12 protein-coding genes are annotated in these 12,100 nt (G+C 39.4%); 5 read left to right on the forward strand and 7 right to left on the reverse strand.

Features of this window, described 5'->3' with window-relative positions:
- Positions 1–135: 135 nt before the first annotated feature.
- Genes B9T36_RS04050 through B9T36_RS04060 form a run of 3 tightly spaced genes read left to right on the forward strand, consistent with a single transcriptional unit; the run spans position 136 to position 1,458 of the window.
- Positions 136–750, forward strand: coding sequence for an RNA polymerase sigma factor (locus B9T36_RS04050; RefSeq protein WP_086208291.1), 615 nt, complete (start codon positions 136–138; stop codon positions 748–750).
- Entirely contained in the window at positions 747–1,064 is a 318-nt protein-coding gene (locus tag B9T36_RS04055) for a hypothetical protein (RefSeq protein WP_004693889.1), read from the forward strand. Before B9T36_RS04050 ends, B9T36_RS04055 begins: the two co-directional genes overlap by 4 nt.
- Complete coding sequence (locus tag B9T36_RS04060) at positions 1,054–1,458, forward strand: DUF3106 domain-containing protein (protein WP_086208292.1); 405 nt, start codon at positions 1,054–1,056, stop codon at positions 1,456–1,458. Before B9T36_RS04055 ends, B9T36_RS04060 begins: the two co-directional genes overlap by 11 nt.
- A 76-nt stretch (positions 1,459–1,534) precedes the next feature.
- Here B9T36_RS04060 and B9T36_RS04065 read toward each other — a convergent pair whose 3' ends face one another.
- The 4 genes from B9T36_RS04065 to cxpE all read right to left on the reverse strand — a co-directional run bounded on the left by B9T36_RS04065 (position 1,535) and on the right by cxpE (position 7,841).
- The gene (locus tag B9T36_RS04065) at positions 1,535–3,955 is read right to left on the reverse strand and encodes a CSLREA domain-containing protein (RefSeq protein WP_086208293.1); all 2,421 of its coding nucleotides are present in this window, start codon (positions 3,953–3,955) and stop codon (positions 1,535–1,537) included.
- Positions 3,956–3,971: 16 nt separating this feature from the next.
- Positions 3,972–5,777 carry a rhombotarget A gene (gene rbtA, locus B9T36_RS04070; protein WP_086208294.1) on the reverse strand — a complete coding sequence of 602 codons (1,806 nt, stop codon included), beginning with the start codon at positions 5,775–5,777 and terminating at the stop codon, positions 3,972–3,974.
- A gap of 123 nt (positions 5,778–5,900) precedes the next feature.
- On the reverse strand, positions 5,901–6,605 hold the full coding sequence (gene hda, locus B9T36_RS04075; protein ID WP_086208295.1) for a DnaA regulatory inactivator Hda: 705 nt from the start codon (positions 6,603–6,605) through the stop codon (positions 5,901–5,903).
- Positions 6,606–6,620: 15 nt separating this feature from the next.
- Positions 6,621–7,841 carry a chloramphenicol efflux transporter CxpE gene (cxpE, locus tag B9T36_RS04080; RefSeq protein ID WP_086208296.1) on the reverse strand — a complete coding sequence of 407 codons (1,221 nt, stop codon included), beginning with the start codon at positions 7,839–7,841 and terminating at the stop codon, positions 6,621–6,623.
- A gap of 132 nt (positions 7,842–7,973) precedes the next feature.
- Between cxpE and purM the strand changes: the two genes are divergently transcribed.
- Both purM and purN read left to right on the forward strand, forming a co-directional pair.
- Positions 7,974–9,044, forward strand: coding sequence for a phosphoribosylformylglycinamidine cyclo-ligase (gene purM / locus B9T36_RS04085; protein ID WP_086208297.1), 1,071 nt, complete (start codon positions 7,974–7,976; stop codon positions 9,042–9,044).
- A gap of 5 nt (positions 9,045–9,049) precedes the next feature.
- Entirely contained in the window at positions 9,050–9,682 is a 633-nt protein-coding gene (gene purN / locus B9T36_RS04090) for a phosphoribosylglycinamide formyltransferase (protein ID WP_086208298.1), read from the forward strand.
- Between the two features lie 52 nt (positions 9,683–9,734).
- Here purN and B9T36_RS04095 read toward each other — a convergent pair whose 3' ends face one another.
- The 3 genes from B9T36_RS04095 to sppA are packed head-to-tail and all read right to left on the reverse strand — an operon-like array spanning position 9,735 to position 11,995.
- Positions 9,735–10,166 carry an Sbal_3080 family lipoprotein gene (locus B9T36_RS04095; RefSeq protein WP_086208299.1) on the reverse strand — a complete coding sequence of 144 codons (432 nt, stop codon included), beginning with the start codon at positions 10,164–10,166 and terminating at the stop codon, positions 9,735–9,737.
- Between the two features lie 15 nt (positions 10,167–10,181).
- Positions 10,182–10,979, reverse strand: coding sequence for an alpha/beta fold hydrolase (locus tag B9T36_RS04100; protein ID WP_086208300.1), 798 nt, complete (start codon positions 10,977–10,979; stop codon positions 10,182–10,184).
- Complete coding sequence (gene sppA / locus B9T36_RS04105; RefSeq protein ID WP_086208301.1) at positions 10,976–11,995, reverse strand: signal peptide peptidase SppA; 1,020 nt, start codon at positions 11,993–11,995, stop codon at positions 10,976–10,978. Before sppA ends, B9T36_RS04100 begins: the two co-directional genes overlap by 4 nt.
- Positions 11,996–12,100: the final 105 nt, after the last annotated feature.

Here is a 12,100-nt window from a genome sequence, read left to right on the forward strand (position 1 = left end):
CGGTTCAGCTGAAAAAATAGATTACACTAGAAAAAATAATTAGTTGTGTTGTCAACCAAACCATTATTTCCAACGTTATAGGCACATGATCGAGGAAATAATGGTGGGTATCCAATGACAGGATTTTCCATCTCTATGGATTTAGCACCCAAACAGTCTAAAGCGCAAGATTCGAGTATTCTTAAGAGTACCGCTGAGTCTCGCCTGAAAAGCTTTATGCAAGAAGTGACTGGTCGTGCATTAGTGATGATGGAAAGTGCAACACAAAACCAACATGGCATTGCCATGGATTTGGTGCAAGAAGCCTTTATTTCTCTGCATAAGTCTTATGCAGATCGTTCTACGGAAGAATGGTATCCCCTGTTCTATACCATTTTAACCAACAAATTACAGGATTGGCGTCGTAAAGAAGCACGTCGAGCACAACCCTTTTCTTTCTTCAAAAAAGTCAGTCTTGATGATGACGATCTTGAAGTCAATGATGTGGTTGATGAAAGAGCGCTAAATCCTTCAGACTTTTTAAGTCAAGCTGTTACTGCTGATGAAATTCAAGAAGCCATTGCGAGCCTTCCAGTTCGTCAACAGCAAGCATTTATGTTACGTGCATGGGAAGGTTTTGATACTGCAACTACTGCACAAATCATGAATTGCTCTGAAGGCAGTGTTAAAACGCATTACCATCGTGCGATTCAAGGCTTACGCCAAGCTCTCGCACATTTGAATCCACATCTAGGAGGATCATCCGAATGAAAGATGATTTCTTAAAGCAAGTAACCTCCAAACTTGATGGACTCGCGCAGCACCACAAAAATAAACCCGTGGTCATGCAACATGTTCTTGATGATATTCAAGATCAAAAGTCCTCACGTTATGGCCTTTGGAAAATGTCTGGTTTTGCTTTAGCTGCGGCTATTGCAGGTTTCGTGGTTCTTCCAAACTCTGTAACTCTCGATGAAAAACCACACAACCAAGTAGTTTCGACTCCTAAACTTTCACCACAGATGGTTGAAGATTTAGAAATGTTATTGGTTTTAGGTGAGGACACCGTTCCACATGGCAGCTAAACGTGTCGCTTTTGCGCTTTGTACACTGGGTTTTTTACAAACCAGTTTTGCAGGTTTTGAACGTTTTTGGATTTTTTCCAAAGATGCGGATACGCAAGTATCTGAAACGTGGGAATCGCTATCTGAAGAAGAACAGCGTGCGTTAATTCAACGCTACCAGTCCCTCAAAGAACTCCCAGATGCGCAAAGTGCCGCACTTCAACAACGTATGGATTGGTTCACTCAGCTACCTGAGCAAGAAAAGCAGAAAATGCGTGATACATGGCAACAGATGAGCACCCAAGAGCGACGTGATTTAGGCATTCGCATGCAAAAAGCTGATGCAAATGAACGTGTAAACATTCGTAATGAATATATTAATAAATACATCAATAACCATAACAGCACACATTAAGTTCAGTCAAAACTTATGACCTACTGCTCTCAAGTTCATAAAAAATGCCTCAATTGAGGCATTTTTTATTTTAATTCTAAATTTTACGGCGTTGTCTTAACCACACCAATGACAATAACCCTATCACCCCTAAACCACCGATCGAACCGCCTCCACCGCCACTTGATTCTTTATTGGTATTTTTAGCAGTATTTTTAAAGTAGATCATCGCAGATTTAGACTCTTCAGCCTCAGCATCATAAATTACATATTCAATCTCATAGGGGAATGGGCTGAAATTATTGCGCACTTCAACTTCAATATTACCGCCATAACATACATATTTCTCATACTCTCCAGGACACGGTCCTGTACGCTCTGGTTTAATATTGATACCTGCATCTTGACGAACAATACGAATTGCAAGATTTTCACCATTAGCATCTTGGTAAAATGCTGGTCGCTGATATTCTGAAGCCACAGTGCTAACAGGGCCATCACCGTCATCACTATCATTGGAAAGTGGGTTTATATTTAATTTTAATGTTCCACCGTAATTCAATGTGTATTCGTCTGTTTTGGCAATTGGTTGAATATTGCTAAATTCAGCTTTTAAAATTCCTGACGATGTTGCCTGTGTTGACTTACTCTGAACAGTATATTGACAATAGACATATTCAGAACTATTGGTAGGTTGACCATCTGTTCGATAAATCATGATTTGTTTTAAATCATCTTTCCATTCACAACGCAATGTTGGATCAGCCCTGAGTTTAGAAGTATCAAGGACACCGCCTGTAGCACTGAGTGTTCCAACACCCAAAACCTTAGTTTCAATAATCGCATAATTATCTGTATTGGGTTCTTTTAAAGCTGATGTTCCATCAGCAGAATTAATCACAGCTTCATCTTGAAGTATAAAAAGGAATGGATCGACATAAATCGCACGGTATTTTTGATCAGTTTTTGTCGCGGATAAAAGTGCTTTATAGCGTTGTAACTCCTCATTAAACTCAACTAGAAAGTCAGGGTTAGTATTTTTATTGGCAATTAAATCTTCTAATTCCTTAATATTATCTTCATAAGCTTGTAGACGCTCTACATGTGAGGTGTTTTTCAAATCAGTAATGTCTGCCGCCGCCAAGCGACGAAGTTCAACAGAACCAATATCGCAACTATTGGCATCTTCTGGAGCCAACATCAAGGTTCCATCAACAATACGATCTAAGCCACGCTGATCACTACTATTACAGTCTAATTTGCTGTTGGTATCTAACAAATCAATACCTCCCCCATTGACTTTCGGGAAGTACATTTGTCGAAATAAATTATACTTTGATGGTTCAGTTAATGAACTCAGTAAGCTAGACATAGCAACATTTTTAACATCAATATTGGTATCAACCGAATTACTTACAACCCTTGCACCTTCAGCGAACTCACACTGGCTTGTACTTGTATCAAAAGCGTTATAAGCAACTGTCACACCAGCATCATACTTATCCGACAAAGTCTGTGATCCTAAATAACGGCACGACTTGTATTGGTTATATGCAAGCACATTGTAATATAAAGATTTATCACCAGAATCATCATAATCCAGAACACCTGCTGCACTATTTTCCACAATGGTATTGTTTGAAAGGATAAAACTACTTTCTAGACTTAAATTATGTTCACGAGTATTGATGGCATAAATAATACTTCCGTTTGTAGGACTCGCAATGTTTTTTGCCACAGTATTATTACTCATGGCAACTTTAGGATTCCCGCAGAAGTCAAATGCACTGAGACTCGATGTCAGTCCATTCGCAATAAAACTACTCGCCCTAAATTCTAGATTAGCCTTCACATCCAAAAGACCTGCATTGCACTGCATTGCAAGAATACTACCAACATTCGCCTGATTACCCTGCAACACACTGTTATTAACAGACAGTTGATGTTCCCCTGATCCAACTAAATATAATGCCCCACCTTTCTTAGCAGATTTTGAGTTTAAAATCTGACTATTGTTGAGGGTTAATGCTCCACCAATAAGCAGAGCCCCACCTTCATCTGATGAGTAACCATTTTCTAAAACTACATTTTCAAGTGTTAGACTACTCTGTGTGATGGTGTTAAATAAACGTGATTTCCCAGCCGCATCAATTCGTGAAGTCAACTCACCTAGTGCTGGATACTTAAAACTAATTGGGCTTTTCTCACGATCTAAATATGGACTTTTTCCTAAAATCACAACCTTAGATTCAGGTATGATTTCTTTATCCAACTTATATGTACCAGCCTTTAATTGAATATAATCTGTCTGACCAGAACCTGTATTTCCAGCTGTGCAGCCCCCATAAGCCTTGTTGAGACTCGCTGTTTTAATTGCCTCACGGAGTGAGCATTGATCCATGTTCACATTATCTTCATCTTCAAATGTATTGACATAAATAGTCTTATCTTCCGCTGCAATTAGAGCCATGCTCGCGACCACCACGGCTCCTAACAGTCCTTTCTTAAAATATTTCATGTTTGGCCTTTTCTTTTTATTTTCGACGCAGCAAAATTAATGCAAACAACCCGAGTAAGCTAAGAATTCCGGTGCTTCCTCCAGAGGTTTTAATTTTGTCACTTTCCATATGATTTTGTGGTTCTTGCACAATTTGAACATTCACTTCAATGAACGGAACATGCTCATCAAAGCGTGTTGTTGTGGTCACAAGTTGCAATCTAAAAATATCTGCACCATGCCATGATCCATTTGGCGTATAGGTGATATTCCCTTGCTCATCAATAACAACTTTGCCCTTGGAAACAGTTTGAGTCTGCTGTACACGCATACAACCCGGTTGCCATTCTTCACCATTAGGCGCTTTGACTGAGTTGAACAAGGTCGCACATTCAGTTTTAGACAATAAATCACTATCCCCTAGCAAATCTGCAACTGAAAGCTTAGCAACTTGGCCAGAGATTAAATCCTGACCAATCAGACTAATGCTGGTAGGGACTTCAATTTCAATTGCGCCTCGGTCACAGAAAGTATTATTACTATTCCTGTTTACGCCTCGTTGATCAGAGCTTTCACAACCAATCAGAGTATCGGTTGAGTTCACAACTACTTTACCTTTATTCACAATTGGTGAATCTAGCCAATGCATTTGACTCATTAAGATACGTGGGCGTATATAACCTAAAAATTTTTGATTAGGTACCTTATACGGACACAGTAAGCTATCCCCATCTTCAGACAGCGTCTTACAATCGCCAACAACATCATTGCCTGCAATCAGAGGACCCGACCAAAACTCATTGGGATAGTAATTTACACCACTTCCACAATCCTCTTGTGTAACAAGATTATTCTGAAGTACGGCTTTAGCAACATTTCCAGCACAGTTTTCTGCAATTGTATTTTCAATGTTGCCAAGTACAATACTATTCGCCAAATAAGCCATGTTTGCAGTGGCATCAAAGTAAATACCTTTACTATTGCCAACGACAGTTAAATTGTTCAAAGCCATACCATCACGAACATTGACGACATAGCCCGTATTTTTGACAAAGGTACTACTGACAAGACGTGATGTTAATGTCAATAAGGTAGAATCTTCGTTAACAGTCGCATTATTTAAAGAATAAATATTGGCACTTGTACTGTTTGTTGTTTTATTTTCTTTGAAAACAGAATTAGATATGCGAAAAGAAGGTGCACCACCATATAATATTGCCCCTTGTAGCGCTTGGTTCTTCTCGACCAGACTCGAACGAATCTCTACTATGCTTCGACTTATCCCATCAGCCAGCAAGGTTGCAACATTATAAATAGCACCGCCTTGCTCAGCAAAACCACCTGTTAATTTGACATATTCTAGACTTAAATATTCATTATTATAAATTAGCCCGCCCTGCCCAATACCACACTCCTGTTCACAGCCTTGTAAACTTACTTCTTTTAAATTCACACGAATTAAAGCGCTTTGATCATTATCAACTCGTAAAATATTATCTTGTCCATTCATTTTTAAAATGGCATTACTTACACCCTGAACAATTTCATCTCCAACAGAACTATCGTATGTAGTTCTCAGCGTCATATCTTTTTTTATACTTAAGTGATTGTTTAGTAAATATGTTTTATTTTTTTCAAGCAAAATTGTTGAAATAGCATCTTTACCACCACAACCATAATATCCAGCTTCTGGCATGTCTTGATTAATATATTCGATAGCTTCGCGAAGTGAACATTCCGTGTCATTTTTGACAATATCTGCAGTGGTCGTGACCTTAATATTGTCTGAGTAGGCATGACTCGCCATGAATAGCGTAGCTACACCTATGCTCTTCTTGAGCATAACGATCTCCTTGCTTTTTATTTTATCTTTTCTTTTTATTCTTAGGTTGCATAATCCCTGCAACACCTAACAATTTTCCGTACTCTGTCACAGCTCGAACAATTTCTCAAGTAATATTATGATTTACCGATATTCGTCAATCAACGCATAAATCTGTCTTAAGTTTGCATTACTTAATTTGGTTTTCTCTCCCTTCAATAACTGAATCAACTGTTCCAAGCTTTGTAATAATATCGAGGTTTGATGCGGACCATGTGCAAGTAAATAATCAATAATTTGTTGATCCATATGAATCCCACGACGTGAAAGAACTGACATCACCAGTGTCGATCGGTCAGCATACAAACTACCATTTGGGACTTTCACACTCACCGCTTGGGTTAAACGTGACTGCAAATCAGGTAACTCAAGTTTTAACTCAATGGGAGCAACCCGGGAAGAGAACACCAACTGTCCACCTTCTTCATTGTTATAGTTGATTAGATGGAAAACTGCTTTTTGCCAATGTGGTACTCCACTAATGGCTTCAATATCATCTAAAGCGACCAGATCAAAACGTTCTAAAGAGGTAATTGCTTCAGTCGGAGCATCAAGCAACTCAAGCAATGAAACTTGAATTGCTGTTTTTCCAATTTCCAGATAGGAATCGCAAATTGCTGAGAGCAAATGACTTTTCCCTGAACCTGCACCACCATAGACATAGAAACGATTCATTAAACCCGCATGTAACTGACGAATTGCATCTATAACATGCCCCCACCCTGGCCCAGAAAAATCACTGATCCGAGCATCGAGTTGAGGTTCAATATCTAATTGCAATTGACGCATAGGGGGGTATTTGTCCTAAAGTTCTTTATGGTCGACTTGATCAATCTTACTTGAATTTTCAGATGCTTGCTGATCTTTTACCATCCGATTTTTTAATTCAATATCAACTTCAACCTGATCAGTTTCAATGCTAATTGAACCTGTTGTCGAATCTTGTGAAATAAGTGCTGGTGCTCCATACATAGGGCTATTTTCGTAAAACTCACGTGCATGTCTCAATAAAACCACAATCACAGCAGCTACAGGCAATGCAATCAACATCCCCAAAATTCCGCCCAACTGAGCACCTGCTAGAACCGCAAATACAACTGCCACTGGAGACAGTCCAATTTTATCGCCTAGCAAGAACGGTTGCAGGATATAGCCTTCTACAGCTTGACCAATCATAAAGACCACACCAACTAGCAGTAGCTGCATCCAGTCAATACCAAATTGGAATAAGCTTGCAATAACAGCCGCAATAATGCCAACAGCAAAACCTAAATAAGGAATAATACTACATAGGCCTGCGACCATACCGATAATTAAACCGACCTCAAGCCCAATAAGCTGTAAACCAACAGCATAGACCACACCCAAAAGCACCATCACCAAGAACTGACCTTTAACAAAAGCACCCAGTACGCTATGGCACTCTCTAACGATGACAAGTGTCCTTTGCTCGTAGGCTTTTGGAATCAGGCGACGGAAACTATCCAGCATGCGATCCCAATCTAATAGAAAATAGAATGCAATAATCGGAATCAGAACCACCGTACCGCCAATTTGAATAAAGTTCAAACCAGATTGCGCCAATTTAGCAATCATCGCTTGAATGCTGTCTGCACTATAATTGGTTTGTACGTATTCCATAATAGCCGCTGAAATTTGATCAACATCCAATTCCATAGGAACTAAATTAAAGCTGTCTGAAAGCCAAGGGAGGAATTTATAATTTGCCCAATGTATACCTGAAGGAATACTATTTTTGGCATACATTAACTGTTCCCAAATCAACGGAACCAAATACCAAAATGCTAATGTAATGACAACGCCAATACCGATAAAAACAGCACTGATAGATAGCCAACGCGGTAAACCAATTTTATGCAGTTTATCGACTAATGGGCTAAACAGATAAGCGACTAAAAATGCACCAATAAAAGGTAAAACGACAGGTTTGAGTAAATACAACACCCAGAGAATAAGTGCTATACCTGCCAAAATAAAGAAACGCTTCAGTGTACGATCTTGCATGCAATCTCGCCTTTTTCAGATTTAATCGTTATTGAGAAAAATATTTTAGTAAAGATAACATTTTAGCGCAGAAATAACATATGTGTTTCGTATATTCAGGTATAATCGCCCCGCGAATGCGGAGACTTCATTATGAGCAACTCAACTTCTACCCCAAACACTGGTTTAAGCTACAAAGATGCAGGTGTCGACATTGAAGCGGGCGACGCGTTAGTCGATCGTATTAAATCTGTCGCGAAGCGTACTACTCGTCCTGAAGTAATGGGCGGACTAGGTGGCTTCGGTGCACTTTGTAAAATCCCTAAAGGTTATGAAGAACCTGTTCTCGTATCAGGCACAGACGGTGTTGGTACAAAATTACGTTTAGCATTGAATTTGAACCGTCATGACACAATTGGTCAAGACTTGGTTGCAATGTGTGTAAACGATCTTCTTGTCTGTGGCGCTGAGCCATTATTCTTCCTTGACTACTACGCAACAGGTCATCTAAATGTTGATGTTGCAGCAAATGTAGTCACTGGTATTGGTGCAGGCTGTGAACTTGCTGGTTGTGCATTGGTTGGCGGTGAAACTGCTGAAATGCCTGGCATGTATGAAGGCGAAGATTATGACTTAGCCGGTTTCTGCGTAGGCGTGGTTGAGCAAAGCAAAATTATTGATGGCTCTAAAGTTAAAGCAGGTAATGTTTTAGTTGGTGTTGCATCTTCAGGTGCACACTCAAACGGTTACTCTCTACTTCGTAAAATCTTAGATGTTAAGAATATTGATTTAACTCAAATTGTTGATGGCCGTCCACTTGCCGATGCGGCAATGGAACCAACTCGTATTTATGTGAAGCCTATTCTTCAACTTTTAAAAGAAGTTGATGTTCATGCAATGGCACATATTACAGGTGGCGGTTTACCTGGTAACTTACCGCGCGTATTACCAAATGGTGCTCAAGCTGTTGTCAATGAAGCATCTTGGGAATGGCCAGAATTGTTTAAACTTCTTCAACGTGAAGGTGGTGTTGAACAGTTTGAAATGTATCGCACATTTAACTGTGGCGTAGGTATGGTTTTAGTTGTCGATGCTGCTGACGCTGACAAAACAGTTAAATTACTGAATGAGCTTGGCGAAAAAGCATTCACCATGGGTCATATTGTAGACAATGCTGAGTCAGTTGAAGGCGCAGACGAAAAAATCCGTGTCGTTTTCGCTTAATTCATATGATTAAAATTGCTGTTTTGGTTTCAGGAAATGGATCAAACCTTCAGGCTTTGATTGATGCCAACCTTTCAGGAAAAATTGTAGGCGTTATTTCCAACAAACCTGAAGCCTATGCGCTACAGCGTGCTGGAAATGCAAGTATTGCAACAGCAGTGATTGAACACAAACAATATCCAAATCGTGAAGCTTTTGATGATGTTATGCATCAACAATTGCTCGATTGGGATGTTGATCTCGTGGTTCTTGCTGGCTTTATGCGTATTTTAAGTGAGAAATTTGTTAGTGCTTGGGAAGGGAAAATGATTAACATTCACCCTTCTCTTCTGCCGTATTACAAAGGGATGCATACTCATCAGCGCGTACTGAATACTGGTGATCAACTACATGGCTGTACCGTGCACTATGTGACGGCTGAACTTGATGCAGGTCAGGCTTTAGCACAAGGCGTTCTGAAAGTGAATGTACATGATAATGCCGATTCACTAGCAAGCCGAGTACATGTGCTTGAACATGTCATTTACCCGCAAGTGGTGGAATGGATTTGTACAGGTACAATTCAGCATACAGAAAAGGCTGTGTTATATCGTGGTCAAATCATGCATGAACCTGTGCAATTTGCCAAGTTTCCATAAATTTTAAGATTAAAAAAACGCATCCTCGGATGCGTTTTTTTTATGATGATTTCTAATGCTTTTCTAACAACTGATTAATTAATGGATTGATTTTCGATTCATTACTTTTATATTTCGTTGGATTTAACAACCCACCTGCATGTAATTTATATTCAGCAAAACCGAGCAATTGATCATCTTTATAAAGCCTTAATTCCGCTCTAGTTAATACCATTGAAAAATCCCACTTTTGATAAGCCACATATTTCAAGACATAAACACATTCTAAAGGTTTAGTCCGATCATAAATTTGAGTTGAGATATGACGCGCTTCCAGACCATTTATAAGAATATTTTCAAAGTTAACCACAATAACTTGAGGATTATGTTCAATACAAATATGCGTTAAATCACGTTTATCAATATTATTCAAATGAGAGACTTGAGTGCTTGTGCATCCCAGTAACGGAAGTATGAAAAATAAAGAATAAATGGCTTTCTGCATTTATAATCCAAAAAATTACGCTGTTGAAATGAGCCTTTTAATGAGTGTCACCGTTTCTTGTGGTTTTTCCAATGGAAACATATGGCTTCCCTCAACCACTTGATAAGGTATTCCGAATTTCTTTTTCACCATTTGTGGAAAACCTGGACCAATAAATGGCCCTTTCTCAGCGATCAATAAATGCATGGGAACTTTTGGCTGAGCCTGTGGTAACCACCACAATGATGGATTTGTTCTAAAGATATGAACTTCATCCATCTTTGAAATGCTAAGCTCCACACCTCCACGCACACGATCTTCAGTTAACCCATGGTCGATATATGCTTGAAAGCAATCAGGATCAAAGTCTTTATAAAAACCTTTAGCGCCTAACAATTCTGCAGCCTGTTCACGGCTTTCCCAGTGATCTCTGCGTCGCAGTGATAATGCGGCTGGAGACATATTATCCACCACTTTGAGCCCCAGCATCTTCGCAAAGTGTAATGCAAACGAAGCTTTGCCCATAATTAATGGTGGATCAATCATAATGACTTGTTCAAACAATTCAGGACGCTGTAATGCGGCCTGAAAAGTAAGCACTGAACCTAAAGAGTGACCTAAACCAATCACCTTGCGCCCTTGTGCCTGCCGAACAATACTATCAATCACTTGTTGAGTTAAGCTTTTCCAATGGTTATCAATCGGATAGCTTTTATCTGGTCCCAATAGAGGCACATAAATCACATCGTACTGATCCGAGAGTAAGTCAAATAATTTCTGATAGACTTTTCCGGGCACGCCATTGGCGTGCGCAAAATGAATTAAAGGTTTCATTGTAACTTTGTCGTCTGTTCAGTTTGCATTTGGTTTGACAGTGATGACGCAAAACCTGCCCCCATAGACGCACCTAAACGCCCTAAAACAGAATCAAGTGGACTATGTACGACAGTATAATCCATTGCTTTATCTGTATTTAACTCACGTTTTAAAGTATGTAAGTTACCAATACGATCAGCAATGCCGAGTTTTACTGCCTGATCACCAGTCCAGAAAAGACCTGAAAAGAGCGCTGGATCATTCGATTTTAACTTTTTACCACGACCTTGTTTAACAGCATTAATAAAATGCTCATGTACATTATCAAGTACAGCTTGGACATGTGCGCGCTGCGCAGGATTAACAGGTTGGGTCATAGATAGCAAGGCTTTGTTTTGACCAGATGTCATGGTGCGGTCTTCAACACCCAGTTTTTGCATCAAGCCGGTTACACCATAGTTCGGCATAATCACACCTATTGAACCGACCAAACTTGATGGATTCACCAGAATCTCATCCGCAGCTGACGCAATATAATATGCACCTGACGCACCAGTATCACCAATCACTGCATACAACTTTTTGTCGCTATGTGTTTTCTTTAGGTATTGGATTTCTTGCCAAATTTCATCAGACTGAACAGGTGAACCACCTGGTGAATTAATATTTAAAACCACTGCTTGGCTTTGCTTATTTTCAAATGCTTTCTTTAATGATTTAATCGTGTCATTACTGTTCACGCTTTGCTCGTCTGCGGCAATTGTGCCCACAATATCAACCACAGCAATATGCTTTGATGCTGTTGCATCCGTACCACTGGTCGAACAACTCTTGGTCATCGCAATTAAAATAAACAAAAGATAGGCAAAAGTCAGAAACTTGAAAAAGATCCCCCAACGACGTGCACGACGTTGTTCTTCAACGGAAGCTAAAACCGCTTTTTCTAAAAGCTTCCATTCATTCCCTGTTGGCTGTTCGTGTGCAGGTTGTTGTTTAGGCATTTCATTTTCTGGTTTTGGTGGCCAATCGGACATATAACAATCCAAACTTGAATAAAATTGCCCTCATTATATACACTGATTTATACAAAACTGTCGAAACCATTCATTTTATCTTATAATATTTTTTGTTTTTATCCA

The organism is Acinetobacter sp. ANC 4204, from assembly GCF_002135205.1.
GTDB lineage: Bacteria > Pseudomonadota > Gammaproteobacteria > Pseudomonadales > Moraxellaceae > Acinetobacter.

Bases quoted from the DNA above. Each gene is read 5' to 3' on its own strand.
- sppA (WP_086208301.1), bottom strand. From the start codon at position 11,995: ATGTCCGATTGGCCACCAAAACCAGAAAATGAAATGCCTAAACAACAA.
- purM (WP_086208297.1), top strand. From the start codon at position 7,974: ATGAGCAACTCAACTTCTACCCCAAACACTGGTTTAAGCTACAAAGAT.
- B9T36_RS04095 (WP_086208299.1), bottom strand. From the start codon at position 10,166: ATGCAGAAAGCCATTTATTCTTTATTTTTCATACTTCCGTTACTGGGA.
- cxpE (WP_086208296.1), bottom strand. From the start codon at position 7,841: ATGCAAGATCGTACACTGAAGCGTTTCTTTATTTTGGCAGGTATAGCA.
- B9T36_RS04055 (WP_004693889.1), top strand. From the start codon at position 747: ATGAAAGATGATTTCTTAAAGCAAGTAACCTCCAAACTTGATGGACTC.
- hda (WP_086208295.1), bottom strand. From the start codon at position 6,605: ATGCGTCAATTGCAATTAGATATTGAACCTCAACTCGATGCTCGGATC.
- B9T36_RS04100 (WP_086208300.1), bottom strand. From the start codon at position 10,979: ATGAAACCTTTAATTCATTTTGCGCACGCCAATGGCGTGCCCGGAAAA.
- B9T36_RS04065 (WP_086208293.1), bottom strand. From the start codon at position 3,955: ATGAAATATTTTAAGAAAGGACTGTTAGGAGCCGTGGTGGTCGCGAGC.
- rbtA (WP_086208294.1), bottom strand. From the start codon at position 5,777: ATGCTCAAGAAGAGCATAGGTGTAGCTACGCTATTCATGGCGAGTCAT.
- B9T36_RS04060 (WP_086208292.1), top strand. From the start codon at position 1,054: ATGGCAGCTAAACGTGTCGCTTTTGCGCTTTGTACACTGGGTTTTTTA.
- purN (WP_086208298.1), top strand. From the start codon at position 9,050: ATGATTAAAATTGCTGTTTTGGTTTCAGGAAATGGATCAAACCTTCAG.
- B9T36_RS04050 (WP_086208291.1), top strand. From the start codon at position 136: ATGGATTTAGCACCCAAACAGTCTAAAGCGCAAGATTCGAGTATTCTT.